The sequence below is a fragment of the Streptomyces canus genome (assembly GCF_001514145.1).
GTDB lineage: Bacteria > Actinomycetota > Actinomycetes > Streptomycetales > Streptomycetaceae > Streptomyces > Streptomyces canus.
This window is the reverse complement of sequence record NZ_KQ948665.1, coordinates 383,085-400,614: the sequence shown is the minus strand read 5'-3', so window position 1 is coordinate 400,614 and position 17,530 is coordinate 383,085. Positions and strand designations below refer to the sequence as shown.

Sequence of the window (17,530 nt, the reverse complement as noted above, 5' to 3'; positions counted from 1 at the left end):
GGCGGTTCCGACTTTATCAGAAGTTCTGAGTCGGAATTCCCGCCCCTGGAGGCTGGCTCCGGAGCACGAAGCTGCCGGGTTCCCCCTCGGGCGGAGCCGTAAACGTACTGGAGCGGGGCGCCTCGATGCAAATCGAGGCGCCCCGCTCCAGGTTCACTCGGGCGAGTGTCCGACGGTCCGTCAGACCTCCACCACCACAGGGAGGATCATCGGCCTGCGGCGATAGGTGTCGGAGACCCACTTGCCCAGGGTCCGCCGCACCAGCTGTTGCAGTTGGTGGGGTTCGACCACGCCGTCCTGCGCCGAGCGCTCCAGGACCTCGGTGATCCTCGGGATCACGTCGCTGAACGCCGAGTCGTCGATGCCGGAGCCGCGGGCCTGGATGTGCGGGCCGCCCGTGATCTTGCCGGTGGACGAATCCACCACCAGGAAGACCGAGATGATGCCCTCGTCCCCGAGGATCTTGCGGTCCTTGAGGGCCGGTTCGCCGACATCGCCGACCGAGAGGCCGTCGACGTAGACGTATCCCGCCTGGACCTTGCCCGCGATCTTCGCCTTGCCCTCTACGAGGTCGACGACCACACCGTCCTCGGCGATGACGATCCGGTCGTGCGGGACGCCGGTCAGGGCGCCCAACTCGGCGTTGGCGCGCAGGTGCCGCCATTCGCCGTGGACCGGCATCAGGTTCTTCGGCCGGCAGATGTTGTAGAAGTACAGGAGTTCGCCCGCGGACGCGTGGCCCGAGACATGCACCTTGGCGTTGCCCTTGTGGACGACGTTGGCGCCCCAGCGGGTCAGGCCGTTGATCACGCGGTAGACCGCGTTCTCGTTCCCGGGGATCAGCGAGGACGCGAGGATCACCGTGTCGCCGTTGACGATCCGGATCTGGTGGTCGCGGTTGGCCATGCGGGACAGGGCTGCCATCGGTTCGCCCTGGGAGCCCGTGCAGACCAGGACCACCTCGTGGTCCGGGAGGTCGTCGAGCGTCTTGACGTCGACCACCAGGCCCGGGGGGACCTTCAGATAGCCGAGGTCTCGCGCGATGCCCATGTTGCGGACCATCGAGCGGCCGACGAAGGCGACCCGGCGGCCGTACTCGTGGGCCGCGTCCAGGATCTGCTGGATGCGGTGGATGTGGCTGGCGAAGCTCGCCACGATGATCCGCTTGCGGGCGTTGCCGAAGACCTGCCGCAGGACGTTCGAGATGTCCTTCTCCGGTGGGACGAAGCCCGGGACCTCGGCGTTCGTGGAGTCGGAGAGAAGAAGGTCGATGCCCTCCTCGCTCAACCGCGCGAACGCGTGCAGGTCCGTGAGCCGGCCGTCCAGCGGGAGCTGGTCCATCTTGAAGTCGCCCGTGTGGACCACCATGCCGGCGGGCGTACGGATGGCGACCGCCAGGGCGTCGGGGATGGAGTGGTTGACCGCGACGAACTCGCAGTCGAAGGGGCCGATGCGCTCGCGGTGTCCCTCCGCCACCTCGAGGGTGTAGGGGCGGATGCGGTGCTCCTGGAGCTTGGCCTCGATGAGCGCGAGGGTCAGCTTGGAGCCGATCAGCGGGATGTCCGGCTTCTCGCGGAGGAGGAACGGGACGCCACCGATGTGGTCCTCGTGGCCATGCGTGAGGACGATGCCCTCGATGTCGTCGAGGCGGTCCCTGATGGACGAGAAGTCCGGCAGGATCAGGTCGATTCCGGGTTGCTCCTCCTCCGGGAAGAGCACCCCGCAGTCGACGATCAGCAGGCGGCCGCCGTACTCGAAGACCGTCATGTTTCGGCCGATCTCGCCGAGACCGCCGAGTGGGGTGACCCGCAGGGCGCCTTCGAGAAGCGGCGCGGGCGGGGCCAGTTCAGGATGCGGATGACTCAAAAGACTCTCCTCACCACACACGCCATGTACCGGTGGGGCACATGGCGTGCGTGACGTTCGTGCGTGTAGCAGTTGTCGTTGTGGTGCGGGCACCGGTGGCCCGCGTATTCAGTTGTTGAGTCCGGTTGCGCGCCGGGCGCGCGAAGTCTGGTGCTAGAGCTGTACCCCGCCGGCAGCAAGATCGATCTTGAGCTGCCCGATCTCGTCGGTGGAAAGCTCCACCATGGGGGCGCGCAGGGGCCCGGCGGGCAGGCCCTGGAGGGCGAGCGCCGCCTTGGTCGTCATCACGCCCTGGGTGCGGAACATGCCGGTGTACACGGGGAGCAGCTTCTGGTGGATCTCGGTGGCCTTCTGTACGTCGCCGGAGACGAACGCCTCGACCAGGGCGCGCAGGTCCGGGGTGACCACATGGCCGACGACCGAGACGAAGCCGACCGCGCCGACGGAGAGCAGCGGGAGGTTCAGCATGTCGTCGCCGGAGTACCAGGCGAGGCCGGAGCGGGCGATGGCCCAGCTGGCACGGCCGAGGTCGCCCTTGGCGTCCTTGTTGGCGACGATCCGCGGGTGCTCGGCGAGCCGGACCAGCGTTTCCGTGCTGATCGGGACGCCGCTGCGGCCCGGGATGTCGTAGAGCATCACGGGCAGCTCGGCGGCGTCGGCGACGGCCTTGAAGTGCCGGTACAGGCCCTCCTGCGGGGGCTTGTTGTAGTAGGGCGTCACGATCAGGAGGCCGTGCGCGCCCGCCTGCTCGGCGGCTCGCGCCAGCCCGATGCTGTGGTGGGTGTCGTTGGTGCCGACACCGGCGACGACGTGGGCGCGGTCGCCGACCGCCTCCAGTACGGCTCGTACCAGGTCCGATTTCTCCGCGTCACTGGTGGTGGGCGACTCGCCGGTGGTGCCGTTGATGATCAGGCCGTCGTTGCCTGCGTCCACCAGGTGGGTGGCGAGCCGCTGTGCGCCGTCGAGGTCGAGTGCGCCGTCCGCCGTGAAGGGCGTGACCATGGCGGTGAGGACCCGCCCGAAGGGGGTCTGCGGAGTGGAGGTCGGAGCCATGGGTAACACGCTACTCGTTGCTCAAGGTGGGGTCTGCCCTAGGGGGACGCGACAAGTGGTGACAAATGCGGAGCCCGGCACTGCCTGCTCGGGGGTTCAAGCAGTGCCGGGTCCGTTCGATCAGGCTAAGTGAACTTCTCTAAATGCCGCAATACGGACACTTCACCGGGAGGACCCGTACATCTGTGCTCAGCGGGGAAACAGCCGTCCGTTACGGCGCCACACGACCGTTCGCATTGAAGGCGGCGTAGGTGAGCGGCATGAGCTTCGCCCACTCCGCCTCCATCTTCTCGCCGACCATCTCGATCTCCCGCTGCGGGAAGGACGGCACCGTCGCCTGCTCGTGCTGGGTGCGCAGACCGAGGAAGTGCATGAGCGAGCGGGCGTTGCAGGTGGCGTACATCGAGGAGAACAGGCCGACGGGCAGGACCGAGCGGGCGACCTCGCGGGCGACGCCCTGCGCGAGCATCTCCTGATAGGCGCGGTACGCCTGGCGGTACGACTCCTCCATGGCGCTGCCGACGGACTCGTGCTGCTCGGGGGTGCCCTCGACGAAGACGTACTTGCCCGGGCGGCCCTGCTGGACGAGCTTGCGGTCGGGGCCGGGGACGTAGAAGACGGGCTGGAGCTCCCGGTAGCGGCCGGACTCCTCGTTGTACGACCAGCCCACGCGGTGCCGCATGAACTCGCGGAAGACGAGGATCGGGGCGTTGATGAAGAAGGTCATGGAGTTGTGCTCGAACGGGCTGCCGTGCCGGTCCCGCATGAGGTAGTTGATCAGGCCCTTGGAACGCTCCGGGTCCTTGCTCAGCTCTTCCAGGGACTGCTCTCCGACGGTCGACACCCTGGCGGCGAACAGCACGTCGGAGTCGGCCGCGCTGTGCTTGACCAGTTCGACGGTGACGTCCTTGCGCAGCTCGATCTTGAAATCGTCGTCGGGGGTGGGGCTCACGGTTCGGGGGGTCCTTCCCAGCTCGTCGTATGGCGACGCCACTCTACGACCCGCCAAACGGGACTTTCACTGTCGTGACCGAGTTAAGTCGGCGAAACCGGGCACCTTTTGCGGCAACCGCTCGTCTGTACAGACAGCAGCGATTCGTTCGATCCCCGAAGGGAGAAGTACCCCCATGCTGTTGCGTCGGCGCGAGCCCGTACCGTTCGCCTTTCTCGCCGAAGCCGACAGGTTCCGCAGCAATGTCACGCCTCCACCCCGCCAGAGGGCGTCCGCCGGTGAGGTGGCCGGACGCTGGTTGACGGGACTCACCATCGTCGCCGGACTCGTCGGATCCCTGGTCCTCGGGATGCCGGCGCTGTCACAGGATCAGGCACCCGCACAGAACCAGCAGTCGCAGGCCTCCCAGGGGCACTGACTCTCCCCCCCTGCCGGAATGGCCTGGGAGATACCCCCATGGCCCCCCTGAGGTGGCCGACAGGGTTACCGGCGGATAGCCTCACCGGGCACAGCCCACCGCATGGATCGAGTGAGGACCCGCCGTGCCCCTGCCCTTCCTGACGGCCGACCGCGCATTCGAGACGACGGACGACGTCGCGCTGCCGTTCGACAACCGTGACCACTGGCGCCGGCCCTACCGGCCCGGTCCGTGGCGGGTGGGCGTGGCCGCGATCCTGTTGCTGCTCGCCTCCTACGTGCTGTTCGCGGCGGTGATCATCGCGCTGACGGACTCACCGTCGGAGGCCGGTGTGGTGCTCGGCATCGCGGCGCTCGTCATCGTCGGCGCGCTGCGGCTGCTGCGCATGGGTGTGTGGGTCAGCGCTCGCGGGGTGCGCCGGGTGGGCTTCCTCTTCACTCGTACGGTGTCCTGGGACCAGGTGGTCGCCGTGCGGACGGCACAGCAGCCGGTGCGCTGGCTCGGGCTGCCGCGCACGGTCCAGGGGCAGGCCCTGACCCTCGTACGGCAGGGGCAGGCACCGCAGGACGTGTCGCCGCTGCTGACCACGCACAACGCGGACTTCCTCGCGCGCGGCCAGGCTTTCGAGCGGGCCGCGGACGCGGTGGAGGCCTGGGCCGCGGAGTACGGGCGGGCCTGAGCCCTATGGGGAGGCATGGCGAAGGGGGCCGGTCCGCACCAGGACCGGCCCCCTTCGCCATGCCGGGGCTTCAGAGCTGCTGGACGGGCCTGCCGTCGTGCAGGGCTATCGCGCGCTGCATCGCCTTGCGTGCCCGGGGCGTGTCGCGGGCGTCGTGGTAGGCGACGGCGAGGCGGAACCAGCTGCGCCAGTCGTCGGGAGCCGCCTCCGTCTCGGCCTTGCGCTTGGTGAAGACCTCGTCGGCCGAGTCACGGTCGATCCGGCCGCCGGGCGTGCGCTGCAACTCGTCGACGGGCAGGCCGCCCTCGGCGTCGAGCTCCGCGGCGAGAGCGTTGGCCCTGCGGACGAACTGGGTGTTCTTCCACAGGAACCACACGCCGATCACCGGGAGGATCAGCACCGCGACGCCGAAGGTGACGGTGACGAGGGTGCCGGACTGGATCAGCATGACGCCGCGGCTGCCGACCAGGACGAAGTAGAAGACCAGGACGGCGGCCGTGAGGGCGTAGGACAGCTTGGCGCGCATCAGCCCAGGTCCAGGAAGTTCTCCAGGCCGAAGGTCAGGCCCGGGGTCATGACCACTCGGCGGGCGCCGAGCAGGATGCCCGGCATGAAGCTGCTGTGGTGGAGGGAGTCGTGGCGGACCGTCAGGGTCTCGCCCTCCCCGCCGAGCAGGACCTCCTGATGGGCGAGCAGACCGCGCAGGCGGACGGCGTGGACGGGGATCCCGTCGACGTCCGCGCCGCGCGCCCCGTCCAGGGCCGTCTCCGTGGCGTCCGGCGCCGGGGCCGTGCCCGCCGCGCGCCGGGCCTCGGCGATGAGCTGGGCCGTGCGCGTGGCGGTGCCGGACGGGGCGTCGACCTTCTTGGGGTGGTGGAGCTCGACGACCTCGACGGACTCGAAGTAGGGCGCGGCGATCTGCGCGAACTTCATCGTCAGGACGGCCCCGATGGAGAAGTTGGGCGCGATGAGGACGCCCGTCTGCGGGGAGGCGTCCAGCCAGCCCTTCAGCTGTGCGAGGCGCTCGTCGGTCCAGCCCGTCGTACCGACGACGGCGTGGATGCCGTGGCCGACGCAGTACTCGAGGTTGTCCATCACTGAGGCCGGCGTGGTCAGTTCGACGGCGACCTGCGCGCCGGTCTCGGCCAGGGTCTCCAGCTTGTCGCCCCGGCCGAGGGCGGCCACCAGCTCCATGTCCTCGGCGGCCTCGACGGCCTTGACCGCCTCGGCGCCGATCCGGCCCTTGGCTCCGAGGACCGCCACGCGCAGCTTGCTCATCTTCTTGCTTCCTTAACCGATGCAACCGGGGTGGATTAGGCGACGGCCTCGTGCAGTCGGGCCGCCTGCTTGTCCTTCAGCGGGCCGATGACCGACAGCGACGGACGCCGTCCCAGGATCTCGCGGGCGACCGCACGCACATCGTCCGGGGTGACCGACGCTATCCGGGCCAGCATGTCGTCGACGGACATCTGCTCGCCCCAGCACAGCTCGCTCTTGCCGATGCGGTTCATCAGGGCGCCGGTGTCCTCCAGGCCCAGGACCGTGGAGCCCCTCAGCTGGCCGATGGCGCGGCCGATCTCGTCGTCCGAGAGGCCGTGTTCGGCGACCTGGTCGAGTTCGTCGCGGCAGATCTTCAGCACGTCGTGGACCTGCGAGGGCCGGCAGCCGGCGTACACGCCGAACAGGCCGCAGTCGGCGAAGCCGGAGGTGTACGAGTAGACGCTGTACGCCAGTCCGCGCTTCTCCCTGACCTCCTGGAAGAGGCGCGAGGACATACCGCCGCCAAGGGCGGTGTTGAGCACGCCGAGGGCCCAGCGGCGCTCGTCCGTGCGGGGCAGGCCGGGCATACCGAGGACGACGTGGGCCTGCTCGGTCTTGCGGCCGATGAGCTCGACGCGGCCCGCGGTGCGCAGGACGCGCCTGCCGTCGCGCGGGGCGATGGGCATGGCGTCGGGGCTCTTCAGGGCGCCGGCCTTCTCGAAGGCGGCGCGGACCTGTCGTACGACCTTGTTGTGGTCGACGTTGCCGGCGGCCGCGACGACGAGATGGGTCGGGTCGTAGTGCTTCTTGTAGAAGCGGCGGATGCGGTCGGCGGTGAGGGCGTTGACGGTGTCGACCGTGCCGAGGACCGGGCGGCCGAGGGGGTTGTCGCCGAACATGGTGTGCGCGAAGAGGTCGTGCACACAGTCGCCCGGGTCGTCCTCGGTCATGGCGATCTCTTCGAGGATCGCGCCGCGTTCGACGTTGACGTCCTCTTCGAGGATGAGCGAGCCCGTCAGCATGTCGCAGACGACGTCTATGGCCAGCGGCAGGTCGGCGTCGAGCACGCGCGCGTAGTAGCACGTGTACTCCTTCGCCGTGAAGGCGTTCATCTCGCCGCCGACCGCGTCGAGGGCGGAGGAGATGTCCAGGGCGCTGCGCTTCGAGGTGCCTTTGAAGAGCAGGTGCTCCAGGTAGTGGGTGGCGCCGTTCAGAGCGGGCGTCTCGTCGCGGGAGCCCACGTGCGCCCAGATGCCGAAGGTCGCCGAGCGGACCGACGGCAGGGTTTCGGTGACGATGCGCAGGCCGCCGGGGAGGGTGGTCTTGCGGACGACACCGATGCCGTTGGTGCCCTTGATCAGGGTTTGGGTACGGGCGACGGCCCGCGCCTCCGAGGAGGTGCGGGCCGTCGCCGTGGAGCTACTCGACGTCACTGGTCGGTGTCGTCCTTCTTCTCATCGTCGCCTTCGCCCTCGATCACGGGGATCAGGGAGAGCTTGCCGCGGGAGTCGATCTCGGCGATCTCGACCTGGACCTTGGCGCCCACACCGAGCACGTCCTCGACGTTCTCCACGCGCTTGCCGCCGGCGAGCTTGCGGATCTGCGAGATGTGCAGCAGCCCGTCCTTGCCCGGGAGCAGCGAGACGAACGCACCGAAGGTGGTCGTCTTGACGACCGTGCCCAGGTAGCGCTCGCCGACCTCCGGCATCGTCGGGTTGGCGATGCTGTTGATCGTGGTGCGGGCCGCCTCGGCGGAGGGACCGTCGACCGCACCGATGTAGATGGTGCCGTCGTCCTCGATCGTGATGTCGGCGCCGGTGTCCTCCTGGATCTGGTTGATCATCTTGCCCTTGGGGCCGATGACCTCGCCGATCTTGTCCACGGGGATCTTGACGGTGATGATCCGCGGGGCGTTGGGGGACATCTCGTCCGGCGTGTCGATCGCTTCCATCATCACGTCGAGGATGTGGAGGCGGGCGTCACGGGCCTGCTTGAGAGCGGCGGCCAGGACGGAGGCGGGGATGCCGTCCAGCTTGGTGTCGAGCTGGAGGGCGGTGACGAACTCCTTGGTGCCGGCGACCTTGAAGTCCATGTCGCCGAAGGCGTCCTCCGCACCGAGGATGTCGGTGAGGGTGACGTAGTGCGTCTCGCCCTCGATCTCCTGGGAGATCAGGCCCATGGCGATACCGGCGACGGGGGCCTTCAGCGGCACACCGGCGTTCAGCAGCGACATGGTGGAGGCGCAGACCGAGCCCATGGACGTCGAGCCGTTGGAGCTCAGCGCCTCGGAGACCTGGCGGATCGCGTAGGGGAACTCCTCGCGGGTCGGCAGGACCGGGACCAGGGCGCGCTCGGCGAGGGCGCCGTGGCCGATCTCGCGACGCTTCGGGGAGCCGACGCGGCCGGTCTCGCCGGTGGAGTACGGCGGGAAGTTGTAGTTGTGCATGTAGCGCTTGCGGGTCACCGGGGAGAGGGTGTCCAGCTGCTGCTCCATGCGGAGCATGTTGAGGGTGGTGACGCCCAGGATCTGGGTCTCGCCACGCTCGAACACCGCGGAGCCGTGCACGCGCGGGATGGCCTCGACCTCGGCGGCGAGCGTACGGATGTCCGTGACGCCACGGCCGTCGATGCGCTTCTTCTCCTTGATCACGCGCTCGCGGACGAGCTGCTTGGTCAGGGAGCGGTACGCGGCGGAGATCTCCTTCTCGCGGCCCTCGAACTCCGGCAGGAGCTTCTCGGCGGCGAGCGCCTTGACGCGGTCCAGCTCGGCCTCGCGCTCCTGCTTGCCCGCGATGGTCAGCGCGGAGGCGAGCTCCGGGCGGACGGCGGCGGAGAGCGCCTCCAGGATGTCGTCCTGGTAGTCGAGGAAGATCGGGAACTCGCCGGTGGGCTTGGCTGCCTTCGACGCGAGGTCGGCCTGGGCCTTGCAGAGCACCTTGATGAAGGGCTTCGCGGCTTCCAGACCGGCGGCGACGACCTCCTCGGTCGGAGCCTCGGCGCCACCCTTGACCAGCTGGATGGTCTTCTCGGTGGCCTCGGCCTCGACCATCATGATCGCGACGTCGCCGTCCTCCAGGGTGCGGCCCGCGACGACCATGTCGAAGACGGCGTCCTCGAGCTCGGTGTGCGTCGGGAACGCGACCCACTGGCCGTTGATCAGCGCGACGCGGACGCCGCCGATCGGGCCGGAGAAGGGCAGACCGGCCAGCTGCGTGGACGCGGAGGCGGCGTTGATCGCCACGACGTCGTACAGGTGGTCGGGGTTGAGCGCCATGATCGTGGCGACGACCTGGATCTCGTTGCGCAGGCCCTTCTTGAAGGACGGGCGCAGCGGGCGGTCGATCAGGCGGCAGGTGAGGATGGCGTCCTCGGAGGGGCGGCCCTCACGGCGGAAGAAGCTGCCGGGGATCTTGCCGGCGGCGTACATCCGCTCCTCGACGTCCACCGTCAGGGGGAAGAAGTCGAGCTGGTCCTTGGGGTTCTTGGAGGCGGTGGTGGCCGACAGCACCATGGTGTCGTCGTCCAGGTACGCCACGGCGGAGCCGGCGGCCTGCTTGGCCAGGCGGCCCGTCTCGAAGCGGATGGTGCGGGTGCCGAAGGAGCCGTTGTCGATGACGGCCTCGGCGTAGTGGGTCTCGTTCTCCACTAGCGTTTTCTCCGTTACTTTTCGTCTGCGTTACGTCTTTTGTCCCGATCCGCCCGTGTGGCGGGGGGACGTGAGCGGAGAAGCGCTCCATCTGGTGCGGGCCGGTCTTCGATCGAAGCACCCGGGTTCGCAAGGCCCGGGGGCCACTACCGAGGACCGGCGGCGGCGAGGTGCACTTCTCCTCGTGGTACTGCGTTGTGCTACCACACTACAAAGTGGGTGTGACACTGCGCACGTTTCCGTACGTACGGCGAGCACGTACGGCAAAGGGAGCGGTCCCCGATCGTTTCGGGAACCGCTCCCTTCACGGCGTCCTACTTGGCGCCCGCCGCACCGCGGCGGATGCCGAGGCGGTCGACCAGCGCACGGAAGCGCTGGATGTCCTTCTTCGCCAGGTACTGGAGAAGGCGGCGGCGCTGACCGACGAGGATGAGCAGACCACGACGGGAGTGGTGGTCGTGCTTGTGGGTCTTGAGGTGCTCGGTCAGGTCCGAGATACGGCGCGAGAGCATCGCGACCTGGACCTCGGGGGAGCCGGTGTCGCCCTCCTTGGTACCGAACTCGGTGATGATCTGCTTCTTCGTAGCGGCGTCGAGCGACACGCGTACTCCTCGTAGTCTCTTGGGTAGCCACCGAGTGCCCCTGGTCCACTTCTCAGGGGAGCTTCCGTAACTCGGGAGGCGGGGATCCGCTGGGCGCGGCCTCCAGAGCGGTGAGCTCCGGGGGTGCGTACACAAACGGCCGTCAGCCAGCGTATCAGCCCTGCGGCAGTGCCCCGGCCCACGCCTGCGTCGTAGACATGCCGCGGCGACTGCCACCCGCGTGGGTGACAGCCGCCGTGAGGTGTGCGGGGCTCAGCTGGTCATGCCGCGGGCCGCCGCGTACAGGTCGAGGACCGCGAGGCACAGCGGGACGAGGGAGAGGAGCACCGCGCCCTCGCTCAGGTCGAGCATCCGGCCCCAGAAGGGGGTCACGCCCTTGCGCGGCACGATCAGGGCGATGGCCACCAGGAGCGTGGCGCCCAGGGCCACCGCGGCGGACAGCCAGACGGTGCGGATGTCCAGCGGGGCGCTGTTGTGGTCGTAGATGAGGTCCTTGATGATGTCGGCCGGCGGGTTCAGGGCGAGGCCGAGGACCAGCAGGCTGACGGTGATGATGCCCGAGATCATCAGGGTCACCACCTGGGACGTGTACAGGAAGAGCCGGGCCCGCATCAGCATGGCGAGGCCGGCCGCCAGTGACAGCAGCTGGGCCCAGCCGCTGCTGGAGAAGCCGAGCACCACACCCGCGGAGGCGACGCCGGTGACCGCGGAGCCGCCGACGAGGCCGAGCAGCAGCTCGTGGCCGCGGCGGGCCTGGTCGGTGATGAGCTGGTAGTCGACCGGCTCCTGCTCCTGCTGGTCGTCGGCGCGACCGCGCTTGGCGATCTGGTCGGGCGAGCGGAAGCCGATGGGCAGCCGGGAGAAGCGGGCGGACCAGCCGGGCAGGAAGCCGATGACGGCGACCATGACCACGGCGGTGACGGCGGCGGACTCGCGCGGCTCGGCCTCGGAGACGATCGCGGCGAAGGTGGCGAGGACGCCGATGCCGGCGCCGAACGCGGCGGCGATGAAGGGCGCGTCCTTCTGGGGCAGCATCAGGACGAGCAGCACCGCGGCGACGAGGACGGCGGCGAAGCCGACGAGGAGGTTCAGCCGGCCGGGGCCCTCGCCCGCGTCGAGGGCCATGATGCCGGAGCCGCCGACCATCAGGTGCGGCAGTGAGGCGAGGCCGAGGGCGACGGCGGCGTGATGGTCGTCGTAGACGCGGGCGCGGACGGAGGCGAGCGCGACGAGGACGACACCGGTGGCTCCGGCGATGACGCCCGGCAGTCCGTGCATGTCGTGGCGCAGCGGCTCCGAGAACCACAGGGCCAGCGCCATCATCGTCAGCAGCAGCGCGCCGGCGGTCAGGCCGACGACGCGCATCATGCCGTCGTTCCAGCTGCGCCGGTCGGCCTCGACGACGGCGGCCACGGCGTCGACGACGTCGTCGAAGACGGCGGGCGGCAGGGAGTCCGCGAAGGGCCGCAGGAGCAGCAATTCGCCATCGCGTATCTGCTGTTCGGAGAGCGAGCGGCCGTCGTCGAGGACGGAGCCGTCCCTGCGTACGAGGTTGTACCCGGTGGGCGCGGCCTCTTCGGGTGTCTGGCCCGACAGCCGCAGGATCTCCGGGTAGACGTCAGAGAGCGGCACGTCCTCGGGAAGTGCCACATCGATCCGGCTGTTCGGTGCCGCCACCGTGACCCGGCAGAATCCGGTTGCTGAAACCGTACTCACCTGACGGTTCCCCCTAGTCCAGTACTCGGTGATTCGTCGCGGTTTGCCAGGGCGATTCCCGCTCCGCGCTTCGTTTGGAGCGTCACCCTACCGTCCTCTTGCGGCTTCTCCCCATCCCCTCCCGGCTCAAGGGGCCCGCAGAACAGTAGGATCAACGCCCGGCTCATGTGTTGGCAAAGCCCCATGAGTTGACGAACATACGGGGGCCGTCACGACGGGGGCGGTTCGACATTGCGATTGCGTGAAGGACTGGTGGATCGGTGAGCGTCGTCATCGTCAAGCGCCCGCCGCGGGTACTCCCGCCGGAGGTGCCGAGTGAGGAGGTCAAGCTCGAGTCACCTCCCGAACTCCCTCGTACCGAGGACGACAGCCTCCTGATGAACCTGCTGCCCATGCTGGGCATGGGTTCGTCGGCGGCGTTCTTCTTCATGCCCGGCGCCCAGGGCTTCATGAAGATCATGGGCGGCCTCATGATGGTGTCCACGGTCGCCATGCTGGTCGCCCAGATCGTGCGGGCCCGGAAGGGACCCTCCGGTCAGATGGCCGAGGCCCGGCGCGACTACCTCAAGTACCTGGCGCAGAAGCGCCGTGAGGTGCGGCGCACGGTGCACAAGCAGCGTGACGCCCAGTACTACCTGCACCCGGCGCCGGAGCAGCTGTGGGCGCTGGTCGCCGAGGGGTCGCGGCTGTGGGAGCGGCGGGCCATGGACCCGGACTTCGTCCAGGTCCGGATCGGCCTGGGCCCGCAGCAGTTGGCGACGCCGCTGGTCGCGCCCGACACCGCGCCGGTGGACGAGCTGGAGCCGCTGACCGCGCACGCGATGCAGCAGTTCATCGCGAGCTACGGCACGCTCGGTGAACTGCCGCTGGCCATCGGGCTGCGCTCCTTCTACCACGTGACGATCTCCGGGGACGCGGAGACGGTCTACGGCCAGACCCGGTCGGTGGTCGGTCAACTGGCCTCGCTGCACTCGCCCGAGGACGTGGTGATCGCGGTCGTGGCCTCGCCGGGTGCGGCGGTGGACTGGGAGTGGACCAAGTGGCTGCCGCACATGCAGCACAAGGAGTCAGACGGCGCCGGCAGCCGCCGTCTGCTCTGCTACGACCTCGGCGAGCTCGAGGAGATGATCGCCCACCAGCTGGAGGGCCGCCCCCGCTGGAGCCGGGACGGCTCGCCGGTGCTCGACCAGCCGCACGTGGTCGTCGTACTGGACGGCGGCGGTGTCCCCGCCGACTCGGTCCTCGCCTCGGCGGAGGGCCTGCAGGGCGTGACCATCGTCGAGGTGGTGCCCGGCGAACTCGACGAGGCGCGTGGCTCGCTGTCGGTGCGGGTGTGGCCCGACGCCATGGAGCTGGAGGCGGGCACGGGTGTCTTCACCGGTGTCCCCGACGTGCTGTCGCAGGCACAGGCGGAGTCGCTGGGCCGTCAGTTGGCGCCGCTGCGGCTCGGTGCCGCCGATGCGGACGAACCGCTGCTGGCGAACCTGGACTTCACCGACCTCATGCAGATCGGTGACGCGGCGAGCGTGGACGTCTCGCGCACCTGGCGGCCGCGCACCCTGCACGAGCGGCTGCGCGTGCCGATCGGTCTCGGCGAGAGCGGCGAACCGGTCATGCTGGACCTCAAGGAGGCCTCGCAGGAGGGCATGGGCCCGCACGGCCTGTGCGTCGGCGCCACCGGTTCCGGAAAGTCGGAGCTGCTGCGCACCCTGGTCCTCGGTCTCGCGGTGACGCACTCGTCCGAGACGCTCAACTTCGTCCTCGCGGACTTCAAGGGTGGTGCCACCTTCACCGGCATGGGCAACATGCCGCACGTCTCCGCGGTCATCACCAACCTGGCCGACGAGCTCACGCTCGTGGACCGGATGCGTGACTCCATCACCGGTGAGCTGACCCGCCGTCAGGAACTCCTGCGGCAGGCCGGCAACTACGCCAACATCACCGACTACGAGAAGGCGCGCGCCGCCGGTGCCGCGCTCGACCCGCTGCCCTCGCTCGTCCTGATCATCGACGAGTTCAGCGAACTGCTCGCCGCCAAGCCCGACTTCATCGAGATGTTCATCCAGATCGGCCGTATCGGCCGTTCACTGGGTGTGCACATGCTGCTCGCCTCGCAGCGCCTCGAGGAGGGCAAGCTGCGCGGCCTGGACACCTTCCTGTCGTACCGCATCGGTCTGCGCACCTTCTCCGCGGCCGAGTCCCGTACGGCGATCGGTGTGCCCGACGCCTACCACCTGCCGAACGTCCCCGGTGCGGGCATCCTCAAGTACGACACCGAGACGATGGTGCAGTTCAAGGCCGCCTACGTGTCGGGTACCTACCGGCCGAACGGGCCGACGGTGCAGGGCGGCGGCCGGATCGACCGCTCCCCCGTGCTGTTCACCGCCGCTCCGGTACCGGTGCGGATCCTCGCCGACCCCGAGCCGGAGACCCGGAGCAACCAGGTCGACGACGCGCTCGCCGACACCGTCCTCGACGTCATCGTCAGCCGCCTGGACGGTCAGGGCCCGCCCGCCCACCAGGTGTGGCTGCCGCCGCTGGACGAGCCGTTCAGCCTCGACCAGGTGCTGCCGGCCCTCAACATCAGCGCGGAGCGCGGTCTGCACGCCGAGGGCTACCACGCCCAGAGCAAGCTGGCCGTCCCGGTCGGCCTGGTCGACAAGCCCTTCGAGCAGCGCCGTGACGTGATGTACGCGGACCTGTCGGGTTCCGCCGGTCACGCGCTGATCGTGGGCGGCCCGCAGTCCGGCAAGTCGACGCTCGTGCGCACGATGATCACGTCGTTCGCGCTCACCCACACTCCGGCCGAAGTGCAGTTCTACGCCCTCGACTTCGGCGGCGGCGGCATGCTCGCGCTGGAGAACCTGGCCCACATGGGCGGCGCGGCCTCCCGTCTGGACCAGGAGAAGGTCCGCCGTACGGTCGCGGAGGTGCACGGCATCCTGAACGCCCGTGAGGAGTTCTTCCGCTCCAAGAGCATCGACTCCATGGGCACCTTCCGAAACCGCCGGGCGCAGGGTCACTACCCCGACCAGCAGTGGGGCGACGTCTTCCTCATCATCGACGGCTGGGCGACGTTCAAGAACGACTACGAGATGCTCGACCCGGTCATCGCGGACATCGCCACCCGTGGTCTCGGCTTCGGTATCCACCTGGTCATCACCGCGACCCGCTACACCGAGATGCGGCCCGCGCTGCGCGACCAGATCCTCAGCCGCCTCGAACTGCGGCTCGGTGACGCGATGGAGTCGGAGTTCGACCGCAAGCGGGCCGAGAACGTGCCGATGGGCAAGCCCGGCCGCGGTCTGTCCCCGGACAAGCTGGACTACCTCGCCGCCACGCCCCGGATCGACGGGTCGACCGCGGTGGAGGACCTCGCCGACGGCATGGCGAACCTCGTCCAGAGCGTCAACAACGCCTGGCAGGGCCCGGCGGCACCGAAGGTGCGGATGCTGCCGACGATGCTGCACGCGTCCGAGCTGCCCGGCGGCGGCGACTTCGGCAGCCGCGGTATCGCGGTCGGTGTCGACGAGCTCACCCTCTCGCCGGTCTTCGTGGACTTCGAGACCGACCCGCTGTTCGTCATCTACGGCGAGAGCGAGTCCGGCAAGTCCTCGCTGCTGCGGTTCATCGCCAAGCAGGTCTCGGAGCGGTACGCGACCAACAAGGCGCTGTTCGTGGTCTCGGACTTCCGGCGCGCGCTGCTCGGCCAGGTGCCCGAGAGCCACATGTACAAGTACTGCGCCTCGGGTCCGCAGCTCCAGGAGGTCATGGAGTCGCTGGCCGGCTCGATGAGCCGCCGTATGCCGGGCCCGGACGTGACGCCGGACCAGCTGCGCAACCGCTCCTGGTACAACGAGCCCGACGCGTTCATCTTCATCGACGACTACGACCTCGTCGCCACGTCGATGGGCAACCCGATGTCGGTGCTCCTGGAGTACCTGCCGTTCGCGCGTGACCTGGGTCTGCGCATCATCCTGGCCCGCTCCACGTCCGGCGCCTCACGCTCCTCCTTCGAGCCGGTCCTCACCCGGATCAAGGAGCTCGGCGCGCAGGGCATCGTGCTGTCCGGTGACCCGTCGGAGGGCCCGGTGTTCAACAACATCAAGGCCGCCCCGATGCCTCCGGGCCGTGGCCAGTTCATCTCGCGCCGGACGAGCGGCCAGCTCGTCCAGACGGGATACCTGCCGGAGAGCTGAGCCTGTGCGGGTGGAGGGGCGGCCGTGTCTGCGGGCCGCCCCTCCTTCTTTTCCTGGAGACCGAGTACCTCGCGGTCCGCACGCCGACGTCGACGGCCGTCGGCGCTCGCGCGGTGCCGGCACGGCGTCAGCGTCGAGGCGCGGGAGCGGGCCAAGGCGGTGGGGGCGAGGGGCGGTTGAGGGGCTGAGCGGTCGCGCATACGGCGGTGGCGGCGCCCGGGGAAGGCGCCGCCACTGCCGTATGCGTGCTGCCTGTCAGAGCCGGGTGTCCAGGAGCTTGCGCAAGGGTGGCGAGAGCTCGTGCACGGGTGCTCCCGCGGCCTGGGCGCTGGTCAGCTCGTCGAGGTAACGGAGGGCCTCGCCGGACAGCTCCTTCTGGCGTCTGCCGAGGCGGTGTCCGGCCACCCAGGTCCAGATACCGAGGGCGATGAGCAGTACGGCCGCGTACGCCGCGGGCAGGTCCTTGACCACGGCGTAGCCCACGCCGACGGCTCCCGCGACGACGAGGATCCCGCCCGCCTCGTCGTGCCAGCCTCCGTGGTCGGCGATCCGCTCGTACTCCTCGACCGCGGCCGGCTTGGGCGGCGGGGCCACCGGGGTGGCTTGTACGCCGGTGGCCGGACCCCCGGCCGGCGCGGCGTACGACGGCAGCGGGGCCACGTCCAGTGCCGCGCCGCCTCGGCCGGTCAGCCACGCGGGCACGTAGGTCACGGGCGCGCCGTGCGCCAGCGCCGCCGCGAGGACGTGGCGGTACCCCTCCAGAAAGGGGTGGCGGAGCTTGCGCCTGCCCTGGAGGTTGACCATGACGAAAGCGGCGAGCGCCAGGCCCAGTACGGCGGCCGGTGGCGCCACGGCGACCACCATGTCGTCCGGCTTGCGGGACGCCGCCCACACCAGCCAGACGATCCCGACGGCGGTCGCCAGGGAGCCGGCCCAGACGAGCCCTCCGCGCGCGACCCGGCGCAGGGAGGCCTCGTGTTCGGCGAGGGTCCGTCCGACCGTCTCGTCGTCGAAGTAGTCGTAGCCGTACGTGCTGCCGAAGTCCCGTACGGCGGCGGCGAGTCGGGGGTCCGCGGACAGCGCGTGGGCGCCGATCGGCAGAAGGTGGCCGGTGTTCTCGTTCATGCCGGAACCGCCTC

At 69.4% G+C, this 17,530-nt stretch carries 13 protein-coding genes; 3 read left to right on the top strand and 10 right to left on the bottom strand.

The window, feature by feature from the left end; genetic code table 11:
* Nucleotides 1-180 precede the first annotated feature (180 nt).
* The 3 genes from AQJ46_RS30670 to thyX form a co-directional block, all read right to left on the bottom strand.
* Nucleotides 181-1,866, bottom strand: a complete 1,686-nt coding sequence (locus AQJ46_RS30670; RefSeq protein ID WP_057616797.1) for a ribonuclease J — start codon at nt 1,864-1,866, stop codon at nt 181-183.
* 153 nt (nt 1,867-2,019) lie between these two features.
* The gene (dapA, locus tag AQJ46_RS30665) at nt 2,020-2,919 is read right to left on the bottom strand and encodes a 4-hydroxy-tetrahydrodipicolinate synthase (protein ID WP_059208626.1); all 900 of its coding nucleotides are present in this window, start codon (nt 2,917-2,919) and stop codon (nt 2,020-2,022) included.
* Nucleotides 2,920-3,130: 211 nt separating this feature from the next.
* The gene (gene thyX / locus AQJ46_RS30660; RefSeq protein WP_057616792.1) at nt 3,131-3,871 is read right to left on the bottom strand and encodes an FAD-dependent thymidylate synthase; all 741 of its coding nucleotides are present in this window, start codon (nt 3,869-3,871) and stop codon (nt 3,131-3,133) included.
* A 178-nt stretch (nt 3,872-4,049) separates the two neighbouring features.
* On the opposite strand from thyX, the gene AQJ46_RS30655 reads away from it, so the two are divergent.
* Entirely contained in the window at nt 4,050-4,289 is a 240-nt protein-coding gene (locus tag AQJ46_RS30655) for a hypothetical protein (protein WP_057616842.1), read from the top strand.
* 124 nt (nt 4,290-4,413) lie between these two features.
* Entirely contained in the window at nt 4,414-4,968 is a 555-nt protein-coding gene (locus AQJ46_RS30650) for a phage holin family protein (RefSeq protein WP_059208625.1), read from the top strand.
* A 70-nt stretch (nt 4,969-5,038) separates the two neighbouring features.
* On the opposite strand, the gene AQJ46_RS30645 is transcribed toward AQJ46_RS30650, so the two are convergent.
* The 6 genes from AQJ46_RS30645 to eccD form a co-directional block, all read right to left on the bottom strand.
* Entirely contained in the window at nt 5,039-5,494 is a 456-nt protein-coding gene (locus AQJ46_RS30645; protein WP_059208624.1) for a tetratricopeptide repeat protein, read from the bottom strand.
* Entirely contained in the window at nt 5,494-6,246 is a 753-nt protein-coding gene (gene dapB, locus AQJ46_RS30640) for a 4-hydroxy-tetrahydrodipicolinate reductase (protein ID WP_059208623.1), read from the bottom strand. Before dapB ends, AQJ46_RS30645 begins: the two co-directional genes overlap by 1 nt.
* 35 nt (nt 6,247-6,281) lie before the next feature.
* On the bottom strand, nt 6,282-7,661 hold the full coding sequence (locus AQJ46_RS30635) for a M16 family metallopeptidase (RefSeq protein ID WP_057616784.1): 1,380 nt from the start codon (nt 7,659-7,661) through the stop codon (nt 6,282-6,284).
* A complete protein-coding gene (locus AQJ46_RS30630; protein ID WP_059208622.1) occupies nt 7,658-9,874 on the bottom strand; it encodes a polyribonucleotide nucleotidyltransferase in 2,217 nt (738 codons plus the stop codon). Before AQJ46_RS30630 ends, AQJ46_RS30635 begins: the two co-directional genes overlap by 4 nt.
* Nucleotides 9,875-10,188: 314 nt before the next feature.
* A complete protein-coding gene (gene rpsO, locus AQJ46_RS30625) occupies nt 10,189-10,476 on the bottom strand; it encodes a 30S ribosomal protein S15 (RefSeq protein ID WP_005479656.1) in 288 nt (95 codons plus the stop codon).
* 252 nt (nt 10,477-10,728) lie between these two features.
* The gene (eccD, locus tag AQJ46_RS30620; RefSeq protein WP_225887422.1) at nt 10,729-12,192 is read right to left on the bottom strand and encodes a type VII secretion integral membrane protein EccD; all 1,464 of its coding nucleotides are present in this window, start codon (nt 12,190-12,192) and stop codon (nt 10,729-10,731) included.
* A 260-nt stretch (nt 12,193-12,452) separates the two neighbouring features.
* Between eccD and eccCa the strand changes: the two genes are divergently transcribed.
* Nucleotides 12,453-16,391, top strand: coding sequence for a type VII secretion protein EccCa (eccCa, locus tag AQJ46_RS30615; protein WP_059208620.1), 3,939 nt, complete (start codon nt 12,453-12,455; stop codon nt 16,389-16,391).
* Between the two features lie 255 nt (nt 16,392-16,646).
* Here eccCa and AQJ46_RS30610 read toward each other — a convergent pair whose 3' ends face one another.
* Nucleotides 16,647-17,516 carry a hypothetical protein gene (locus AQJ46_RS30610; protein WP_059208619.1) on the bottom strand — a complete coding sequence of 290 codons (870 nt, stop codon included), beginning with the start codon at nt 17,514-17,516 and terminating at the stop codon, nt 16,647-16,649.
* Nucleotides 17,517-17,530: the final 14 nt, after the last annotated feature.